This window comes from Vitiosangium sp. GDMCC 1.1324, assembly GCF_003044305.1.
GTDB lineage: Bacteria > Myxococcota > Myxococcia > Myxococcales > Myxococcaceae > Archangium.
Map to the genome: position 1 here is coordinate 19,500 of NZ_PZOX01000042.1, position 18,476 is coordinate 37,975.

Here is an 18,476-nt window from a genome sequence, read left to right on the forward strand (position 1 = left end):
GACCCGGCCACTCCTTCCGACCTTGGGGAACGGTCAAAGGAGGTCCGCGAAGCGAGCCCGGTCCACGCCGACATGGAGCTGGCGGGCAGCGATGGCCGCCGCGCGACCCAGGACCCCGGTATAGGTGGGAAACGAGAGCGGAACGCGCGCCAGCTCATCCACTCGCATCCCCGCCTCGATGGCGATCGCCGCCGTCTGGACCATGTCGACCGCCCGCTCGCCCACCACGTGGCAACCGAGGATTCTGCGCGTGGCGCGGTCGACGATCAGCTTGCAGAACCCGGTCGTCCGACCATCGATGATCGTGCGCGTCGTCGAGTCGAAGCGCACCACCGCCACGACGACGTCGTGCGTTTGACGCGCCTTCGCTTCGGTGAGGCCCACTTGCGCGTACTCGGGATCGGTGAAACTGCCGATCGGACACACCTCGTCCGTGACGGTGATCATCCGAGCGTTCGCCGCGTTGGAGCCCGCGACGAAGCCGTCCTGCAACGCCTGGGGGACCAGCATCAGGCGCCCGGTCACATCTCCGGCGGCGAAGATGTGCGGCGCGGAGGTTCGCAGATGAGCGTCGACGCGCACGAATCCTCGCGAGTCGGTCTCGACGCCCGCCGCCGCGAGGTTGAGCGCGGCGGTGTCGGCCGTCCATCCCACCGCGACGACGACGAGCGCGGCCTCGGCGCTGTCCCGCACTCCGTTTTTGGAGAAGACCATCCGCACGCCGCCCGGCGCCCTTTCAAAGCGCTCGATCTCGCCGAAGGCCTCGCGCACCGCCATGCCGGCCTGACGAAAGGACTCAGCGACGGCGGTGGACACGTCTTCGTCCTCGGTCGGCAGGATGCGCGCCGCAGCCTGGAAGAGCTGCACCCTCGTGCCGAACGCGCTGAAGATCGACGCGACCTGTACTCCCGTCGCGCCGCCGCCGACCACCACCATGGTCGGTGGAACAGTCGTCAGGTGCCACGCATCGCTGTGGGTCACCGTGAGCTCGAACCCCGGGACCGGGAGGCGCCGGCTGACGCCGCCGGTGCAGAGGATGAACTTCTCCGCTCGAAATCGCAGCCCGTGCTGGGTCTCGACGGTGTGCGGGTCCACGAAGCGCGCTGCGCCGGCATGCTCGTGCACGGTGACCCCCGCCGCATCGATCTGCTCGCGCAGGGCCGCTCGCGCGCGAACATCGCCGACCACCTCGCGCACGCGCGTGAGCAGTCGCGCGTAATCCAGCACCGGTTCGGTGACCGCGATGCCATAGCGGCCCAGTTGCCGGGCGTCGCGGATCAGCCGCGCCGCATGCGCCAGCGTTCTCACCGGAACCGGTCCGTCGTGGGCCGCCATGCCGCCGAACTCGCCGCGGGTGACGAGGGTGGTTCGGGCGCCCAGGTCACCGGCTCGAAGCGCTGCGAGCAGTCCCGCGGGTCCGGAACCGATGACCACGACGTCCATGCTCGTCGAGGCGTTCATGTCCGGAGGTCCGCCAGCCAGCGCAGAGCGCGCAGCCCGGGCATGAGGCAGTACTCTCCTCCGCGCGTGACCACGAACTGCGGAAGGCCTCGCAGACGCCTGGGGATGGGCCGCCGCGGGAACGAGAACACGCCGGTTCCGTCGTTGGCGCCAGCAATGGGGTCTTTCGCCTCGCCCAACCCGAGAAACTCACCACCGTTGAGCCACTCCGATTGCACGAACTCGAACTGCCGTCCGAGGTGCGCGCCGATAAAGGCAAACATCAACCCGCGATCGGCGCCGTCGTCATCGAGGACGCCCTCGGGCAGCTCGGGCCCGTAGGCGGTTCCGCGCCGGATCATCCGATGAAGCCTGACCACGCCAGCGACGGACGCGTCGCGAGGATTCGCTCGCCGGACATGAGACGAGGGGGGCGTCTTGTACCCGGTCGGGTCATCCGCATAGCGGAAGTCATTGTTGCGCCGCGGATCGGCGCCCAGGTCGGGAGCGTCGTGGTGAGGGCACAGCGCCAGCGGCGCGCCGCTTCGCCATCTTCCCATCATCTTCGCGGCCAGACTCTCTTCGTCCTCCGGGCTGCTCGAGTTGTTCTTCAGGTACTGCCGGAACGCGGCCACTCGCTGATGAAGCTTGCGGAAGGCGACGTACGTTCCATTGCGACCCAGGACGTCGGGCCGGGGCATCGGGGGCAAGCTGCCCGTCTCGTCGGGGTAGCCGAGGACGAATTCGCCTGCCTTGAGCGGCTCCTCGCGGGGATTGCTTCCTGGAATACCGCTCCCCTCGACGGCCGGATGACTGATGCCATCCCTGAACCCGAACGGCTCCTTGCCAGTGCTCAGCGAGTGGCAGTCCTGACGCCAGATCGCCTTGACCCCGCCAGACTCCCGCAGGGCTTTGTGCGCGCGCGCCAGCGCGGCTTCGAGTTGAACCCGGTCCGGCGAAAGAGCCGTCAACACGACGTGGACATCTCTCGTTCCCAGCGGCGGTTCCCAGTGCTCGGGGCTGCTCTCGCCAACGTCTCCCAACGCGCTCGCCCGGGCGGCCATCCCCTGCCGGAACTCCCACGCGAAGCTGTCCAGGGAGTCCTGCGGCACGCCCAGCGCCTCGAGCCCGTGATACGTGAGCGCGACGCTGACCCAGCAATCGGCAGTCGGGCTTTCCGGATGGGCGGCCGAAGCCACCACCGAGCCGAGCCGGCCCATCAACTCCCGTCCCGCCCTCCGGTCGTCGATGCGGAGGAGGATGTAGGTCGCGACGTACGGAGAAGGCCGGGGCCGCAGCACTCCGCTCTGGATGTCGTCCAGTTCGAGCATGTCACCGGGCCGTGGCGAGGTTCTTCCAGAAGCGCTCGAGGCTCTCGTCCGCCCCGAACAAGGTGCTGAAGATCGTGGAGTCGGCCACCAGCACGTCGCCGGCCCTGCCATCGCCCGGCGGCATCCACACCAGCGCGTTGAACTCGGTGTTTCCCGCGTTCGTGAAGGGATGTGGCCGGGTCAGGTCGATGGGTTGCTTCGCCAGAACGTGAATCGAACGGGAGTCCTCCGTCGTGACCGCATAGTGCGGCAGGTGCATGTGGAAGTTGAAGTTCTGGACCCCGGTGAGCCAACCGCGCGAGTCCAGGTCCTTCAACACCGTCAAGGGCGCGCTCCGGTTCGTCCCTTTGACGACGGCGGGGCGGAGACCCCAGCGATTCTCGACAGGAATTCCCAGCCCCTTCATCAACGAGCGTGTATAGCCGCCGAAGCGTTGCTGACGAGGCACCAGCGCGTCGCCATGGTGGGCGTATTCGAGGGCGCGCTCTTTCATGTCCTCCGAATGCCCGACGTCGTGGTGTGGGCCAATCACCAGGCAGGTGCCTTCGCGCTCGAGGAACGCGCGAACCGCTTCAATCTCCTCCGGGGCGGCCACCTGTCCGGTGACGTTGTGGTCCAGACCGAAGACCAGCAGCGTGTCCGCATCGGCGAGGACTCGCTCGTCGAGCGGCAGGGTGAAGCCCGCCTGGTCGACCCGCTGGAACATGGGGACCACGTGCCCGGTGACATCCTCGACCACCTGCTGGAACTTCACCCACGCCCAGAAGAAGAGCTCCAGTGAGCCCGCGATCCCCTGCTGGAACCGCAACGGGTCCGCCCACTGGGGAGACTCGTAGTCGGGCCAGAGCACCCGGCGAACCTCGGTCATCGTCGAGAACCGGTTGTCCATCTCGGTCGGATCCCGATTGGCTTCTCCGGGGTAGCTCCAGGACGTGTAGACGCTGACACGCCGGTGACCCTTCGAGTATTTCCTCGGCGTGTGGTTCTGGTTGTACGTTCGCGCGCGCGCTTCGGCCATGACAGACCCCTACTGCATCTGCTCGAGCATCTCGGCGAGCGCGGCCTTGATCTTCAGTGCCTTCTTGATCTCATCGCTCGTGAAGTACGGGTATTCGCCGTACTCGAGAAAGCTGTTGCACTGGTGCTCTCGGATGAACTTGATGAACGCAGGCGTGTTGGTCTTCCAGTCCATGGGAAAGCCCTCGAGGTTTTCGAAGGCCGTATTGATTCCGGACTTGGTGAAGAGAACGACCGCGTCCTCGGTGTATTTGTCGAAATCGGTATCGAAGATGCCCTGGTACATGAACCGGGTGTCGTTATCGAAGAGCACCCAGCGCAGGTAGTGGAGCTTGAGCGGCGCAAGAAGGCCAGGGTCCGCCTTGAGCGATTCGGCCAACCGCTGGCCGTAGCTGCGAACCGCATCGGCGCGCCCCGGCTTGACGTGGGCGATGATCGTGAAGCCGTAACATGCGGGGGTTTTCGGGAAGATCGGACCGTATTTCCCCTTTTTGAGGTGCTCGGTCGATTTGGGAATGGCCATGGCCTGGGGCGTGATTTCCATCGTGAAGCTCCCATTGCACTTGCACCTCAAATTCGCGGCGGCTCCGAGGACCTGCAAGTAGGGTGGTTGCCTTCGAGCGGACGAGCACTCGCAATCCAGTCAGTCAGGCAGCCCAGGCTGCACCCGGCTGCCTCCCCTCCTCGAACCCTCGGCGCACACCCGCTGCCCTCAACCGTGCCCCAATCCCTTCTATACGCAAGACCCATCCATCCTCTATGTTTCAACACAACACGGAGGGGGGCCATGTTCAAGATTCATGCGATTCATGCCGGTAATCGGCACCTCTACGAAGAGGCACTGGAACAACACTACCGCATCCGCCACGACATCTATGTCGGCGAGCGGATGTGGATGGAGTTGGAGCGCCCTGATGGACGCGAAGTCGATCAGTTCGACACAGATAAGGCCGTCTACCTGCTTGGTATCGAGCCCGGCAAGGGAGTTGTCGGGGGTTCCCTCCTCGTACCGACTCTCGAGCCGCATCTCATGAGCGATGTTTTTCCAGAGCTTGCCAATAAGCGCGGGCTGCCGCGAGCACACGACATCTTCGAATGGACGCGGATCTTCGTCGTTCCCGCGAAGCGTGAGGCCGGACGGCTCAGCAAGGCCGCCGGCATCGTCTACTGCGGCATTCTGGAGTTCTGTCTGTCCCAGGGTATCCGACAGTTGAGTGTTGTCTGTGAAGACTATTGGATTCCGCGCCTGCTGGCGCTGGGTTGGAACCCGGTGCTTCTTGGAGACGCCCTCCTCAAGGATGGCATGGCCATTGTCGGGATTACGTGCGACATGACAGAGGAGGCTCTCGCCAAGACACGCTCAACCTATTCGATCGACGACAGCGTCCTGGCTCCAGAGTCGGAGCCACCGGACCGCGCCACGCTGGAGGCCACGCTGGCCACGCACGGCGGCAATGTGAGCACCGCGGCGCGAGCCCTCGGGATGCACCGCCCCCAGCTCTACCGGCTGATGCAGCGCTGGGGAATGAAGACTCCCTGAGCCTCTTCAGGACTGTCCCTGAAGAGGAGGCCCTGCCGGGCGCGACCGGTCCGAACCGAACTTCTAGCGCGAGGGAGCTCCAGCGCTCATTGTCGGTGGACTACGGCGCCTTCGGCACGAAGCAGAACCCGGTCGTCAAGGAACCGTTCGCGGTGCAGATCCCGCTGGTGCACTCGATGGACTTGCACTCCCATGGGCTGCCACACGCCGCGCCCACGTCCTTGAGCTCCATGCACTTATTGGTCTGGCTATCGCAGTACCCATCGCGGGAACACCGCGTGTTCGAGCAGTCCGCACCGAGCGCCGCCTCTCTCTTGCAGAGATGGGTGCTGGAGTCGCAGTAGAAGCCGGTTTCGCACGGCGCGTCCGCGCAGCTCTGCCCCTCGCCAGCGAGCTTCACGCACGAGCCCTTCGTGGTCTCGCTCGAGATGCGGAGGTAGCAGGTGAGGCCCTGGGCGCAGGAGCTGGGGAAGTCCTTGCAGTCACCGCCCTCGGAGATGGTGCCCGCGATGGCCCTGTCGCAGGAGCTATCCGTGTCCTGCAACATCTTGCACTCATCCTGCCGCGCTCGGATGTCGCCCATGCACTCGGCGGCCGCACTCGCATCGTAGATCGACTTCTTCGCCTCGATCCCGGAGAGGATGGAGCGCTCGCACAGCGCCTTCCAACCGGACTGACAGCTCGCCAGGTCGATGCTCCGGCTGGTACAGCACTTCACCGACGTCTCACAGTTGGCCTTCGCGTACTCGGTGCAGAAATCCTCCTGCTCGAGGGTATTGGAGCAACCGGACGCCCACAACACCACTACGCTCGAGACGGCGAACACGAGTCTCTTCATCGTTCTCTCCTGGGGAAGGCGCACGGCCGGCGCCACGCCGCTCATTCTCGCCGGAAGCGCCCCCGTTTGCATCCGCACGTCAGCCGCCCCCGCGAAGCACCGGTACTCGGCCGGTACGCCCGCCGCGCGCAGCGCCACGGCGTAGCGCAAGAGCGGCAACACCATCGACCTCTACACCACGTTCCCGTGGGAGGCCCTCTGCGCCGAGGTGGCGAAGCTCAAGGTCCAGCGCCACGAGCGCGGCCAGTTCGTCCGGCTGCCGCTGGCGGCCTCGGCCGAAAAAGAAAACCCCGGCTCGCCTGATGGAGACCGGGGCATTGCTACATTCCTTGCTACAGCCTCCGGAGAGGCCAGCGACGACCGTGCCCTCTCCACCCGAGGGGTTGGCGGCTGCCTGCCATGCGGACAGTCTCACCTGCTTGCCCGAGGAGTCCACGAACGCCTCTGCTGCTGCTGTCTAGGGCGTAGCGTCCGGGTCAGCCAGCAGTAGCCGCGCCGAAAGCGATCCGGCGTGGCTGCGGTCAACCCCTGCAGGCGCCGACTGCGGCAACAAGACGCAGTGGGTTCGTGGTCGAAGCCAGTAAAATATGGACCTATGCAACGACTTCATGCCTTGCTCCCGATCCTGTGCTTGGCCACGGCTGCGATTGCTGCCGAACCCGCCGACTCCCAGCAACAGCCGAAACTCCCCATCTCCGTCGCCTTCGTGCTTGCGGCAGGTGCTCAGGTGGTCGACTTCGCGGGCCCGTGGGGTGTATTCGAGCATGTGGACGTGCCCGGCAGTTCGGGTCCGGCGTACAAGCTATTCACCGTGGCGGAGGCGAAGCGACCGCTGAAGGTCTCGGGGGGACTCACCGTGTTGCCCGATTTCAGCTTGGGCAATGCGCCCATGCCCGACGTGGTCGTCGTCCCGGCCCTTGGGGCGGAGCCCTCGCCCGCGGTGCTCGCTTGGCTCAAGAAGGTCAGCGCCCACGCGAAGTTGACCATGTCTGTGTGCGACGGCGCTTTCGTGCTCGCGGCGGCGGGACTCCTCGACGGCAAGCAGGCCACCGCGCATCATTCGGCATTGGGCTTGCTCGCGTCCAACTACCCGGCAGTCGACGTCAAGCGTGGTGCCCGCTTCGTGGACTCTGGCCGGGTTGCAACCGCCGGTGGACTCACCTCGGGCATCGATTTGGCGCTGCACGTGGTGGCTCGCACCTTCGGGCGCGAGGTTGCCGAAGCGACCGCCACCCTGCTCGAATACCAGGGGACCGGCTGGAAGGATCCCGCGAGCAATGCAGCCTTCGCGAAGCGGCCTGTGTCCACCGCGGAGCACCCGCTGTGCCCGGTCTGCGAGATGAAGGTAGACCCGAAGCACGCCCTGACACTCGAACACGAAGGGCAGCACTACCTGTTCTGCTCGGAGGGCTGTCGGAAGGCGTTCCAGAAGGCGCCGAAGTATTTCGTGTGGTGAGTGCGCGCCCTTTCGCATCGACGCTATGGCAAAGCCAACCCTTCGCGGTGGGCTTTGGGATGTCCCGCCGCCGGGCCCGAATGGGACCACGCCTCGAAGTGCCTCGCGAGCTGGTGGCGCGGTGGGCGGCCTGACGGGTGGCGCAGAGGCGCCCTGGCGAGATGTGGCTGGGGAGGGGCGGGTGGAGGAGCGCGGGTGGGCGTACCGGCGGAGGCGGCCGGAGGGGACGGTGCTGTACGAGGCGGTGAGGGACAACCTGGCCACGCTGCTGGAGGAGGCGAGCGAGGTGGGGCGCGGCCTGCCCCGGTACGTGGAGCGGGACTTCGCCCGGTACCTGGAGTGCGGCGTGCTGGCGCACGGCTTCGCGCGGGTACGCTGCGAGAGTTGCAAGGACGAGCTGCTCGTCGCCTTCTCATGCAAGGGCCGAGGGGTGTGTCCCTCCTGCAACGCGAAGCGCGCGCAGGTGACAGCGGTGCACCTGGTGGAGCGGGTGCTGCCTCACGTGCCCTACCGTCAGTGGACGCTGTCCTTTCCGCATCGGGTGCGGTGGGTGCTGCTCAAGGACGTGGGACTGTCCCCGGACGATGGAACGAGCTCCCCCAAGCGGGAGCGGAGGAGGCGAGCGTGGCGCCTGAAGCGGTGGCGAGACAGGAAGCGAGGAAGGAGCGGCCAGCGCGAGTGGACTGGGCAGGGCTGCTACGAAGGACCTTCGTGTTGGATGTGTTCGCCTGCGTACGAGGCGGGAGGGGGGCGAGCGATTCTGGAGCACCTGGGCCTGCCCTCGGCAGGTGCGAGGCTGGCCCCGGCGCGCGGGCCCCCCCAGGCCGCGTGGTGTTGAAGCTCAAGCCGCCAGGGCCAAGAGAGCCAGTCCCCTGCCGCGCACCTCATGGGCGGGCGGCCAGGGCCGGCGTGTACCCCAAGGGGCTGCGCGGCTTCTCCACCCGCCTGGCGCACTGCTCGGGCGGCCCCCGTCAGCGGCCCTCCTCGGCCCCTCCGCTCCAGCCCTCACCCTCCACATGGCCTCTATCCCGCCTATACGCCAAGTTCTGCGACGGCCTGCCGTTCTATCGCCAGGAGTGTATGGCTTAGACTCGCCGCATGGGACTCTTGACCTTCAGCATCAACGTCACCCTGGACGGCTGCGTCGACCACCAGGAGGGAATCGCCGACGACGAGACACACGCCTTCTTCACCCGCCTCATGGACGAGGGCGGGGCGATGCTGTGGGGCCGCGTCACCTACGAGATGATGGAGAGCTACTGGCCGGCGGTCGCCCGCGGCGACGAGGAGGCGCCGCCGGCGATGCGCGAGTGGGCGGTCAAGCTGGAGGCCAAGCCGAAGTACGTGGTGTCGTCGACGCGAAAGGACTTCCCGTGGACCAACAGCCACCACATCGCCGGCGACCTGCGCACGGGCGTGCAGAAGCTCAAGGACGCGACCCCGGCCGGCGTGCTCCTCGGTAGCGGTAAGCTCGCGACCGAGCTGGACCGGCTGGATCTGATCGACGAGTACAAATTCCTCGTCCACCCCAGGATCGCCGGCCACGGCCCGACCCTGTACCAGAGCGGGCTGCCCAGCACGCGACGGCTCGAGCTGGTCTCGGCGAAGCCGCTCCGCAGCGGCGTGGTCGCCATGCACTACCGGCGCGCGCGCTGACTCAGAGCAGCCCCATCGCGCCCAGCTCGCGGGCCAGCGCGTCGTCGGGAGCCTTCTCGCCGCGCAACACGGCGTACCCGCTGCACGAGCCCCGTCTTGAGCATGACCGGCTGAGCGGTGCAGGGTGCAGGGGATGGCGGATGCAGCTACGTGGAAGAAGCATGTGGCGGCCTGGCGTGCGAGCGGAGACGTCCGGCGTCCTGGTCACCACCTTCTCCGGCAACGGCTTCGACCATCGGCGTCCAGATGTAGCCAGAAGGAGGAGACCGAGGGCCACACGTCCTCGATATCGGAGAGCTGCAGGTCGGTGATGGCCACGCAGCGCACACCCTGCTGTCCGCAGCGCTGAGCGGCCATGGCTCTCACGAAGGCCCTGCCGCTCGCGCTGTGGCCCGCTATCAGGCCCCTCGTCCCAGGAGAGATTGTAGAGGGCGGCGTGGACGCCAGAGAGCACGTCCTCGGGAGTGTCTCCACCGCCATCCGCGGTGAGCGTGGCGAGGAAGGTGTAGCTGGAGTTGATGTCGGGGCTCAGCGGGGAGGCGCGGGTGACATAGGCATCGCCGCGGTCGCGGTAGGCGACGACGCCCACGCTGATGCGCTCGCTGGGGCGGAAGGAGCGCAGGGCCTCGGTCAAGTCCCTCACGCGCTCCTTGGCCTCACGAATCTCTCCGGACATGGAGCCGGTGGGTCGATGAGGAAGACGAGATCTAGGTGAGCGCGGGCCTGGGAGGGCCAAAGGCCGAGCAGCAAGGCGAGGAAAAGAAGGCGCATGCCGGGCAGCACGACTCGCCTACCCCGGCCCATGGCATCAGCTCCCGCCTTCCAGGCACCCGCCAGCTCTAGTGAGATGGGGCCTTCCTTCACGGGGACGGGCTCGGAACTGCCCTGCTTCTCACCGGGCATGTCGGCACCGTGTCTCTCTCCGAGGCGGAGGCCGAGCTGCCGGGTCATGGTCTCGACGGCACCGGCCGGGCACGCCTGGGGCGCGGGCTCCTCGCGGACCTGGGCGCCGGGACAGGCCATGTTGGCGGCGGCAGCCACGGCCAGCAGCACATTGGCCCCAGTGGAGCCGTTGCCCGTCTTCTCCCTCTGAGCCTGTGAGCCGGGGGCCTTCTTCTTCATGCGAGTCGTTCCCAAGCTGAGCGTCACGGTGGTGACGGGCGCAGGGGTATTCGCCCTCGGGGGCGCTGCGCCTGCGTCAGCTTCGGGCGGCTTCCACGGGGGCGCCACTTCGCCAAAGTGGAGTTCGGGGAGCCCGAGAAAGGCCCCGTCACCCTGGCCCGCTACACCCAGCGCTGGCTGCAACAGCGCAAGGGTCTCATTGCGGACTTGAGGACGGATGAGTCCCGCCTCCGGCTCCATGTCCTCCCGTACATCGGCGAGATGGCGCTGGAGGACATCCGCCCCCGGCACCTCGTCGATCTCTTCCGCCAGCTCCGGGTCCAGGGCTCCATCGCGCCGAAGACCGTCCACAACATCTACGGGGTACTCAAGGCGCTCTTCCGCGATGCTCACCTCGCGGACCTCGTGACGACCTCGCCCTGTATCCTCACCCGGCACCAGCTCGGCGAGAACGTGGACAAAGATCCAACCTGGAGAGCCACCGCAGTCTTCACCCGTGACGATCCGGGAGATACGGAGTGGAGGCGGCGGGAATCGAACCCGTGAGCAAGGCGATAGAAAACCCTAAGCAGGACGCGCTGTTACCCGCTATCGCCTTGATTCTCCTCGGGTTCGTCATCCCGTCCCGTCCCACGCCGTTCCCCCGTGTGCAGCCCCTTTCCCCGCTGGCGGGGCACACTGAGGGCACATGCGCCCCACCTCCCCGCCTGCATCCCTCCCCACACCGGGCGAGTGGGCGACTGGCGGGGCCCTCCTGAACGTGCAGCTCGCTCCTGGTGCCGGGGGTGCTGCGGCAGGGGGGGCGGCTCTGACGGCTGCGACGGGTCAACCAGGGCGATGACGGGGGCGCCAGTCGAGGCGCGAGCGGCCTGGATACCCGGCACCGTCCGCGAGCGCGCGCCTGCTGGCACCGCTACCGCCCTGGGAGCCCTCCACAGGCCCGAGCTGCGGCTGCCGTGTTCCACTCCCCCGCGTGCTCGTCCCTCGTTGTCGGTGCGGGCTGGCATACTCCCCAACGGACCCGACCTAAGCCTGCCCCCCACTTGATGAAAGGACGTGACGATGCGCTTGCGAACCTGGAGCGCGCTCTTGATGCTGCTCACCGCCTGCGCTAGCGCGCCCGCCCCGCAGTCGATGCCACGGCCCCATGACTTCGCGTCGACTCCCACCTCGGGCCCGCGCATCCGGCTCGTTTCCTCGCCGATGGAGCCGACACCGGAACGGTCGTGGATTGGAAAGGCGGACCTGGACAAGGCCAGGGCACTGCTATCTCGGGCACGCCAAGACATCGAGCCGCGTCAGTGGGAACAGTTGGACCGCAAGCTCACCGCAGCGGAACGGGCCTTCGAGCGCTTCTCGCGCGCCGCGAAAGCGAGTGGGCACGCCGCCAAGGTGGTGAGGGGGGCGGAGGGCGTCGTGCAGGCGGGACGCGCCAGGACGCTGGCTGAATTCCTCCCCCGGGTGGGCCCGTTGCTCGTGGGCCTCGTCCTGCTCTACCCCTCTAGCACCGCCGGGCCGGACATCGACCGTCGCCCGGAGTGGGTCGACGCGCAAGGGGAGTACGAGGCCCGTCTGCGGGAGGTGGCGGAGGAGTCGCGGCGGCTCATGGTGGAACTTGAGGCCCAGCCTCGTGCGGCGAAAATACCGGCCCGGGAGCCCTCTCCGCAGAAGCCGCCCGCGACCGCCCTCACCCAGGAAGAAGACGACCCGAGATGCACGCCCATCCCCTTGCCACGCCACCTTGGCGGGCATGACCCGCACAACGAATGCGCCGACAAGATGCCGGGCAACACCTTCCCTGGGGGGGATGTGTACGTGAATGGGAAGAGCTTTGACGCGCTGCAACTGGCCACGCGCACGCTCTGGGAGGTCAAAACGGATGACTTTGAGAAACAACCGCCTCGCTCGCAGCAGTTCTTTGTCAAAATGAAACTGCCGGAAATACAACGCGAGAAAAGGCTCGCGGAAGAGTGTGGCTACAATTTTGTCATTGGCGTCAAAAGCGCCGCGCATAAAGCGGTACTAGAGAGCTTGGATGACACCCTCACCGTCGTCATCATGAATTGGTGCTGACATGGCGTTTGGTCGAAATGAGATTACTATCAGCGTGTACGCCCCTGCGCTCACGGGCGACGATGGACGCCCGCTTGCCATCGTACAAGGAATGGAGCGTGCGCTTCCTGGATTGCGCCTGGGGTGGACGACTTCGGAGAAGGAAGACCTCATACCGCTATCTCACCGCGATGAATGGGTCGCGTCCAACAGGACAAACGGAGGGTTTCCGTTCCTTTGCAATGATGACGATACCCATTTGGTGACGATTTCCGGGTGGGAAAACCCGAACGGTCTTTCCGCGGATGGCGCGCCGCATTTTGAAATTCATGCGCAACTGCCACTCGACGCGGGCGGTGTCGCGGCGGCAGCGGATGTGCTGGCGGCGATTGGGGAAGGCGCACGCGCGTATTGGGGACACACTACGCCCTTCAATGCGGCCGTGGAAATTTCGCGGCAGACGGTCGATCCGGTGCGTAAGCCAGGAGTTCCGCCACGAGGGCTTCCCGCGCTCAGGTTCCCAGCATACATTCGTTCGCCTGAGATTCCGCGTCGCATCGGGTGGCTGAACTACTGGTCTGCCGCTGCCGCACAAACCATCGGGTTCCCGGACCCCGCCCGCGATGCGGAGCTGCTCTCGCGCGCACGGCGCACGGCGTCGGGTGGGTGGGTCGTGCAGCTCACCGATGCGCCGCTCGACCTGGACAACCCCGCACACCTGGACGCGCTCAAACGGGCCTACGAGCGCTTCCCGGAGATTGGCGGGCGCTCGGCCCCTTGAGGCTCGGCACGGCTCACAGTGGCCGTGCTCAGGGCCCCTTGGCTTTGCCCTCGGGGAACGTGACGTTCCAAAGGGTGACGGTGCGCGGCCCGGTTGCCTCCCACAACTTGAGGGTGCAGGGGCAGCCGAGCTGCGCGCGCTCCCCCTCGATGCCCACCACGACGGCACCGGCACCATTCGCGGGGATGGGTGCCTTTTGCCACTGGGTAAGCTCCACCTCTTCCCCCGTCGAGTCCACCAGCGCCGCCCCCGCCAGCGTCCAGGGCTCAGCGCCGGGGTTGGAGAGGCCCAGCCGCACAGCCACGCTTGCCGGGCGGGTCTCGCCCTTAATGGTGTAGCTGTAGCTCCAGGCTTCATCGAGCCGCAGCGCGTTTGCTGGCTGCTCCCTCACCCACGAGCCAAGCTTCTTGGACGCCACGACCCCGGCCTGCTCCATCCATGCGGCGCCCATAAGCCCGCCCGGCCCCTCACGCTCGGCCAGCAGCAGCGCCTTGTCCTCTTGACATTGGCGCGCTTCGGCCTGTGCGTCATCGCGCTCTTTCTTGAGCACCTCGGGCGGGCGCGGTTGGCGGAACACCTCTACGCGCCGCGTCCCCCGTGACGCATGGCCCACAAGCCAAAAGCTCGCACTTGCCGGGACAGTCCCATCCGCGAAGCGCACCGTCACCTTTACCCGCTCCCCTGGCGAATAATCCCCCTTGGGAATGACGGTGATGCTCAGGCCCTCTTTCCCTTGCGACCAATCCACAAGGCGGCCCTCTGGCTGAAACTCGACCGCCCCCTCGGCGACGCGGGAGTCGAAGAAGAACGTCGTCGGCTCGTCCGCGCTAACGCACACGTCGGGCGCCCCCTTCGAGGGGTCCGCAGCCAAGTCAAACCGAGCAGTCGCGACACAGCGGGGCACGGGGGCCGGCTCTGCGGCTTGCGCAGCGCCAGCGGCAAGGGCGAGCACCAGGACGGCACCAGGGAGTGGGAGCACCACGAAATCTCAACCTCCAAGAGCGGGCAATATTTAGAGCCTATTACAGCAGGAATGCAGTAACTCCCGGACCAAACAGGCACTCAAGGCTCATGATCTCGAATCTTGAACAGATAAGGCGAGCCATCCTTGTCTCCACGAGCACTAAGGAATCGGACTTCGGCCGCTTGCAATGGAGACAACTCTTGAGACGGAATCTCGTCTGGACCCATTGCGTCGAACATCAGGTCGGTCCACTCTTTCTTCTCTCTGGACCACATGGTCAAGTGATCGGGTACCCAAAGGACCCATACACTGTCAATGTCGGACAAGTGGCCCAAATCAGGAAGAAATGGCCCAAGCACCGGGTGCTCCAGTTCAACGGCGAGCGCATCAAAAGGATGCACAATAAGGAAAATATTCCTTGATGTCGCATCTGGATTCACAACCTTGGACGCCAAGCCTGTCTGAGCAGAATCCAACAACGGTCTGGCTTGCGTCAGAACTTCCCGAGCTGTCTGTGCACGGAGCAAGAAGCTACGGCCACTAGCATCCCCTCCTCTGTCATTTGTGCGATTGATTTCGCTGTCGAACTCGCGAAATGAACCCCGCATGGATTTGACTTCAAATGCCGCAGTCGATGCGCTTTGTGGTATGGGGAGAAACTGGGGCCTCTTCTCGGATAGATTAAACAGCAGATCTGGCCCTCCATTGGTATCCACTTGGGAGGGGGCCACGCCCATGAGCGAGGTTGTCAGGATCGCAGCTAGGTGCTCTCCTGCCCTCACTTTAAGGGACTTCAACTGGTCTGGTCTTAGCTTGACTAATTCATCAACGGCCCACACAAGGGTGCGGTGCCAGATTACCACAACAGGGGCACCTGTAAGCTCAACAGGAGCGCCCGAAACCTCATCGGTAACAATCATCGCATTCTACCTTCGTGCATTTTTTCAAACCTACTAATTGGGGACTTGTATCTATGGCTAAGCGACACCCGGCCAGGGATTGGTCCTACTGAAGCAGGCTTTAGGGCTGCCCGACAGGCTCTTGAAGAAAAACGCGCGTAGCTGTCTTGGCGTTGCCGGGCGTGCTTCCGGGAGTGAGGCAGACGCCCAAGCCAGGGGGGCAAAGAAATTCTTTGCCGCGTTCGTCCAAGTAGGACGTGTCGCCTTCCAGGCCAGCAACCAAACACACGGGGAGAGTCCCCACGCCTGGAATCTTCGCCTCGGTGAAGGTGCCGAAAAGGCGGTCGTCGCCAAGCTTCCACGCTCCAAGAAGCAAGGTCCCGGCAGGAAAATCCCCCACGCGACCGAAGACACGGACTTGGAGGGCAACGGGACCATCCTTCACCCTGGCCAGCTCTCCGGGCTCCGCCTTGTACCCTTTCACCGTTGCGGTCGCCGCAACGCTAGCAACGTTGAACCGCTCGTGGGTCTCCCTCCATCCCTGGGGACACGTAATCGCGGGGGGCTCGGGGCGCACCTGCGAAGCGGGCGCGGTACATCCCCCGTCGAGCAGCGAACAGGCCGCGACGACTACCGGCAAGGTGAACCCCGAGCTTTTCGACTGCGATTTCGGCGTTTCGTTCTTAGGTGTCTGAGCAGGCGTGCGAGGCATGGCGTTGGCGTTGGACGCGGAAGGTTGAGCCCTATCGGGCGCCGCGTCTCCTCCGGGGAGAGATTCCAGCGGCTTTGGGTCGCGCGCCACTTCACGACCGCGCACGCCCCCATCAGTCGAGCCAGGGTCAGGGGACGTCGACGGTAGCGGCAGCTCTGGCTGCGCCTTGCTCGTGCTGCTCGCCGAGCCAGGCCCCCAAAGGTCTGCGCCCAGGGACACGGCAGCGGCGGTCATCGCCAGAACGGCCGCCACGAGCCCTAGACGCCACACGAGGGGCCGGGAGTGGGGAGCCGCGGGCGGGTCGTCGACCTGCTCGCGAGCTGCCGGCACCGGAGGGGCCATTACGGGCGGCTCATGAGCCCTGGGGGGCGGGGCTGCTAGCGGCGCTTCCGCCATGGAGATCCTGTCAGGCTCTACCGCTGCGGCCGGAGGCGAGGAGCCAGCAACCTGCTCGGGCAGAAAGAGCACGGGTGCCTTGTCCGGGAGGGGCCGCCCGCGCCGGGGGCGTTGCTTCGTCAGCTTTAGAAACGTGCGCCGCGTTTCGTTCGGCTCCCGCCGTTCCGGGTCGTCGCCTGTCGTCATTAGCTGCGGATCGTCCGGGTCAATGAGCGGAAGATCCCAGGCGGCGTCATTCTCGGCGTTGGACAGCGTCTCACTGAGTGCCGCACACAACGGCGCGACAAGAAAGCGGTCCTCCGGCAGCTCCGCGAGCATCTTCATGCACAACAGGGAGGCGGCCAGCGGCACGCGGGGGTTGACGACGTGCGGTGCAATCGGGCGCTGAGTCAGGATGCGCTCGTGCAGACCTTCCAACCCTCCCGTATCTGAGCGCAGGCCAAAGGGCATCACATCGGTAAGCAGCCAGTAATAACTCACCCCCACGGCCCAAAGCTCGTCAGCGGGGCCGAACTCGTAATGAGCCGACTTGTCCCTGTTTGCGCGCTCGAAGCGTATCTGCTCGGGGGAACGAAACTCCTCAGTCCCGGGTGGAAGCGCCGAGCCGGTAACGAGCGGTGCACTAGCAAGACAGCCAATCCCAAAATCGATCAAGATCGGGCGCTCGCTTACTCCGCGAATAATGATGTTCTCTGGCTTCACGTCCCGGTGGAAAACACCCGCCGCATGGACCTCCCCGAGCGTCAATACCGCATCCAAAATGATGCGCGTCCCCTTACGCGCCGACGGGTTGTGCTTGTAGGCAAACACCCAAAGCGTGTCCCCCGGCACGTATTCCATGACGATATAGGGATGACCGATAACCGGGTCAGGCCAGAAGTCCGAGCCCACGTAACGGACGACGCAGGGGTTCTCCAGGTGAATGAGAATGCCGATCTCTCGCTTGGCCCTGCCGTCCAACTTCGGGACCGCAAGGATCTTCAACGCAAAGAACCGGCCCCCACGCTCGACCTTGTAGACGATCCCGAGGCCCCCCGCGCCCAACAGCCCCACGACCTTGTAGTCCCCGATCATCTCGCCGATGTCCGGGTGCCTGAGTGCCAGTCCCACGCGCTCTACCTCCTAGATGGGGGACCGTAGCATAACCGGAGGGATCCGGACTGAAAGGCGGGACCGGGGAGGCGGGTGGACCCCTCCAGGCGTGGCGACCGCTCCAAGCCGGCCGCCACCCACCCGCCCCCCCAGTCCCTAATCTGAGACGGTCTAGTCGTCGACCATCGGCACGGCGTCGAGAACCCGCAGCAGCTCGTTCCCGACCGCGATCCTCGCCTCTGACCACGTCCGCACGAGCCCCACGACCTTACGCGCTTCGGGCGACAGGTCGCGATCAGAGGAGGGAACCTCTTGGCGGGTCATATCCAGGAGCACAGCCGGAGAAACACCCAACGCGACCGCCATCCGCCGAAGTGCCGGAACGCTCGGCATCATCCCGCCGCGCTCGATGCGTCCATAGACAGCCGGGCTCATGCCTGCCTTTTTCGCTACTTGGGCCTGAGTAAGCCCAAGCTCTTCCCGTGCGGTTCGGGCTGCCTCGCCGAGTCTCTTCTGTAGAAGGTCGTCTTCCATGCGCTATGCCTCTCAGGTGATGGCGCCCTGTGACTTATCATGCTTGTGCTGCTGCCGCTGCCGGCGTTTCTTGAGCCTGAGAAACCCTGCCGCCGTTCCTCTGAAGACGGCGAGCTGCCCGGGATCCAGCGTTCGCACCACCCGCAGCAATCGCCTAACATCGGGAGTCAGCGCTTCCTCGGGTGACGGTCGGGTTTGGGGGGCTTCCGGTCCCGTGAGTCCTATTAGGGAGTCGGCAGAAATCCCGAGCACTCCGCAGATTCTCTTTAGCGTAGGAGTCGCCGGAAGCATGTCGCCGCGCTCTATCCGTCCATACACCTCGGCGGTAATTCTGACGCGCTCGGCGACATCCTCCTGCGTCAATCCAAGCCGCTGCCGAGCTTCCCGCGCTGCCCTGCCAATCTGAATCGTGAGATCGGTTCTGACTCGCCCCCTCTCGCCGGTGGACTTTGTGCCTTTCTTCCATTTCATCGGCGCTAGTCTCCGTGCTCGTCCGGCGACAGCGCCGTTCGCTCGATAGGGTTCGCGATCAGCCGCTTGGCCCTCGCGGCAGCCTCCCAGATGGTCTTCAGCTCGTCGGCAAGCTCCACTTCTCCGAAGGGCCGATCCAACGTGTCCAGGTAGGCGCGCAGCTCGTCGCGCATTT

General features: G+C 65.5%; 19 protein-coding genes. 7 read left to right on the forward strand and 12 right to left on the reverse strand.

Features of this window, described 5'->3' with window-relative positions; translation table 11 throughout:
• Window positions 1-33 precede the first annotated feature (33 nt).
• The 4 genes from DAT35_RS56240 to DAT35_RS56255 are packed head-to-tail and all read right to left on the reverse strand — an operon-like array spanning window position 34 to window position 4,332.
• Window positions 34-1,461 carry an NAD(P)/FAD-dependent oxidoreductase gene (locus DAT35_RS56240; RefSeq protein WP_108077739.1) on the reverse strand — a complete coding sequence of 476 codons (1,428 nt, stop codon included), beginning with the start codon at window positions 1,459-1,461 and terminating at the stop codon, window positions 34-36.
• On the reverse strand, window positions 1,458-2,771 hold the full coding sequence (locus DAT35_RS56245; RefSeq protein WP_108077740.1) for a Dyp-type peroxidase: 1,314 nt from the start codon (window positions 2,769-2,771) through the stop codon (window positions 1,458-1,460). The genes DAT35_RS56240 and DAT35_RS56245 overlap by 4 nt, the downstream gene beginning before the upstream one ends.
• 1 nt (window position 2,772) lies before the next feature.
• Complete coding sequence (locus tag DAT35_RS56250) at window positions 2,773-3,789, reverse strand: hypothetical protein (RefSeq protein WP_233262299.1); 1,017 nt, start codon at window positions 3,787-3,789, stop codon at window positions 2,773-2,775.
• 9 nt (window positions 3,790-3,798) lie between these two features.
• Window positions 3,799-4,332 carry a hypothetical protein gene (locus DAT35_RS56255; RefSeq protein ID WP_108077741.1) on the reverse strand — a complete coding sequence of 178 codons (534 nt, stop codon included), beginning with the start codon at window positions 4,330-4,332 and terminating at the stop codon, window positions 3,799-3,801.
• A gap of 243 nt (window positions 4,333-4,575) precedes the next feature.
• Between DAT35_RS56255 and DAT35_RS56260 the strand changes: the two genes are divergently transcribed.
• Window positions 4,576-5,328: an acyl-homoserine-lactone synthase gene (locus DAT35_RS56260; RefSeq protein ID WP_158502406.1), complete on the forward strand. Its 753-nt coding sequence runs from the start codon at window positions 4,576-4,578 to the stop codon at window positions 5,326-5,328.
• Window positions 5,329-5,428: 100 nt separating this feature from the next.
• Here the strand turns inward: DAT35_RS56260 and DAT35_RS59680 are convergent, their stop codons facing one another.
• Entirely contained in the window at window positions 5,429-6,166 is a 738-nt protein-coding gene (locus DAT35_RS59680; protein WP_158502408.1) for a hypothetical protein, read from the reverse strand.
• A 595-nt stretch (window positions 6,167-6,761) separates the two neighbouring features.
• On the opposite strand from DAT35_RS59680, the gene DAT35_RS56275 reads away from it, so the two are divergent.
• The 3 genes from DAT35_RS56275 (at window position 6,762) to DAT35_RS56295 (ending at window position 9,278) form a co-directional block, all read left to right on the forward strand.
• Window positions 6,762-7,622 carry a DJ-1/PfpI family protein gene (locus DAT35_RS56275; protein WP_108077744.1) on the forward strand — a complete coding sequence of 287 codons (861 nt, stop codon included), beginning with the start codon at window positions 6,762-6,764 and terminating at the stop codon, window positions 7,620-7,622.
• Window positions 7,623-7,803: 181 nt separating this feature from the next.
• On the forward strand, window positions 7,804-8,460 hold the full coding sequence (locus DAT35_RS61680) for a transposase zinc-binding domain-containing protein (RefSeq protein WP_233262300.1): 657 nt from the start codon (window positions 7,804-7,806) through the stop codon (window positions 8,458-8,460).
• 260 nt (window positions 8,461-8,720) lie between these two features.
• On the forward strand, window positions 8,721-9,278 hold the full coding sequence (locus DAT35_RS56295; protein ID WP_108077745.1) for a dihydrofolate reductase family protein: 558 nt from the start codon (window positions 8,721-8,723) through the stop codon (window positions 9,276-9,278).
• 1 nt (window position 9,279) lies between these two features.
• Here DAT35_RS56295 and DAT35_RS59685 read toward each other — a convergent pair whose 3' ends face one another.
• Window positions 9,280-9,921 carry a hypothetical protein gene (locus DAT35_RS59685; protein ID WP_158502410.1) on the reverse strand — a complete coding sequence of 214 codons (642 nt, stop codon included), beginning with the start codon at window positions 9,919-9,921 and terminating at the stop codon, window positions 9,280-9,282.
• Complete coding sequence (locus DAT35_RS59690; RefSeq protein WP_108077747.1) at window positions 9,918-10,400, reverse strand: hypothetical protein; 483 nt, start codon at window positions 10,398-10,400, stop codon at window positions 9,918-9,920. Before DAT35_RS59690 ends, DAT35_RS59685 begins: the two co-directional genes overlap by 4 nt.
• A 117-nt stretch (window positions 10,401-10,517) precedes the next feature.
• On the opposite strand from DAT35_RS59690, the gene DAT35_RS56310 reads away from it, so the two are divergent.
• From DAT35_RS56310 to DAT35_RS56325, 3 genes are all read left to right on the forward strand, one after another.
• The gene (locus DAT35_RS56310) at window positions 10,518-10,946 is read left to right on the forward strand and encodes an N-terminal phage integrase SAM-like domain-containing protein (RefSeq protein WP_158502412.1); all 429 of its coding nucleotides are present in this window, start codon (window positions 10,518-10,520) and stop codon (window positions 10,944-10,946) included.
• Between the two features lie 546 nt (window positions 10,947-11,492).
• Complete coding sequence (locus tag DAT35_RS56320; RefSeq protein WP_233262301.1) at window positions 11,493-12,473, forward strand: DUF6310 domain-containing protein; 981 nt, start codon at window positions 11,493-11,495, stop codon at window positions 12,471-12,473.
• Between the two features lies 1 nt (window position 12,474).
• A complete protein-coding gene (locus DAT35_RS56325) occupies window positions 12,475-13,233 on the forward strand; it encodes a DUF5953 family protein (protein ID WP_108077751.1) in 759 nt (252 codons plus the stop codon).
• 28 nt (window positions 13,234-13,261) lie between these two features.
• On the opposite strand, the gene DAT35_RS56330 is transcribed toward DAT35_RS56325, so the two are convergent.
• The 5 genes from DAT35_RS56330 to DAT35_RS56345 form a co-directional block, all read right to left on the reverse strand.
• On the reverse strand, window positions 13,262-14,215 hold the full coding sequence (locus DAT35_RS56330; protein ID WP_108077752.1) for a DUF2381 family protein: 954 nt from the start codon (window positions 14,213-14,215) through the stop codon (window positions 13,262-13,264).
• Window positions 14,216-14,295: 80 nt separating this feature from the next.
• Window positions 14,296-15,117: a hypothetical protein gene (locus DAT35_RS58640; protein ID WP_146210314.1), complete on the reverse strand. Its 822-nt coding sequence runs from the start codon at window positions 15,115-15,117 to the stop codon at window positions 14,296-14,298.
• A 100-nt stretch (window positions 15,118-15,217) separates the two neighbouring features.
• Window positions 15,218-17,314, reverse strand: a complete 2,097-nt coding sequence (locus tag DAT35_RS56335; RefSeq protein ID WP_108077753.1) for a serine/threonine-protein kinase — start codon at window positions 17,312-17,314, stop codon at window positions 15,218-15,220.
• Between the two features lie 153 nt (window positions 17,315-17,467).
• Entirely contained in the window at window positions 17,468-17,830 is a 363-nt protein-coding gene (locus tag DAT35_RS56340) for a helix-turn-helix domain-containing protein (protein ID WP_108077754.1), read from the reverse strand.
• A gap of 12 nt (window positions 17,831-17,842) precedes the next feature.
• Complete coding sequence (locus tag DAT35_RS56345) at window positions 17,843-18,301, reverse strand: helix-turn-helix domain-containing protein (RefSeq protein WP_108077755.1); 459 nt, start codon at window positions 18,299-18,301, stop codon at window positions 17,843-17,845.
• Window positions 18,302-18,476 lie beyond the last annotated feature (175 nt).

Bases quoted from the DNA above. Each gene is read 5' to 3' on its own strand.
- DAT35_RS56345 (WP_108077755.1), bottom strand. From the start codon at position 18,301: ATGAAATGGAAGAAAGGCACAAAGTCCACCGGCGAGAGGGGGCGAGTC.
- DAT35_RS59690 (WP_108077747.1), bottom strand. From the start codon at position 10,400: ATGAAGAAGAAGGCCCCCGGCTCACAGGCTCAGAGGGAGAAGACGGGC.
- DAT35_RS56245 (WP_108077740.1), bottom strand. From the start codon at position 2,771: ATGCTCGAACTGGACGACATCCAGAGCGGAGTGCTGCGGCCCCGGCCT.
- DAT35_RS56260 (WP_158502406.1), top strand. From the start codon at position 4,576: ATGTTCAAGATTCATGCGATTCATGCCGGTAATCGGCACCTCTACGAA.
- DAT35_RS56325 (WP_108077751.1), top strand. From the start codon at position 12,475: ATGGCGTTTGGTCGAAATGAGATTACTATCAGCGTGTACGCCCCTGCG.
- DAT35_RS56340 (WP_108077754.1), bottom strand. From the start codon at position 17,830: ATGGAAGACGACCTTCTACAGAAGAGACTCGGCGAGGCAGCCCGAACC.
- DAT35_RS56320 (WP_233262301.1), top strand. From the start codon at position 11,493: ATGCTGCTCACCGCCTGCGCTAGCGCGCCCGCCCCGCAGTCGATGCCA.
- DAT35_RS56255 (WP_108077741.1), bottom strand. From the start codon at position 4,332: ATGGAAATCACGCCCCAGGCCATGGCCATTCCCAAATCGACCGAGCAC.
- DAT35_RS56240 (WP_108077739.1), bottom strand. From the start codon at position 1,461: ATGAACGCCTCGACGAGCATGGACGTCGTGGTCATCGGTTCCGGACCC.
- DAT35_RS58640 (WP_146210314.1), bottom strand. From the start codon at position 15,117: ATGATTGTTACCGATGAGGTTTCGGGCGCTCCTGTTGAGCTTACAGGT.
- DAT35_RS56250 (WP_233262299.1), bottom strand. From the start codon at position 3,789: ATGGCCGAAGCGCGCGCGCGAACGTACAACCAGAACCACACGCCGAGG.
- DAT35_RS59680 (WP_158502408.1), bottom strand. From the start codon at position 6,166: ATGAAGAGACTCGTGTTCGCCGTCTCGAGCGTAGTGGTGTTGTGGGCG.
- DAT35_RS56295 (WP_108077745.1), top strand. From the start codon at position 8,721: ATGGGACTCTTGACCTTCAGCATCAACGTCACCCTGGACGGCTGCGTC.
- DAT35_RS56275 (WP_108077744.1), top strand. From the start codon at position 6,762: ATGCAACGACTTCATGCCTTGCTCCCGATCCTGTGCTTGGCCACGGCT.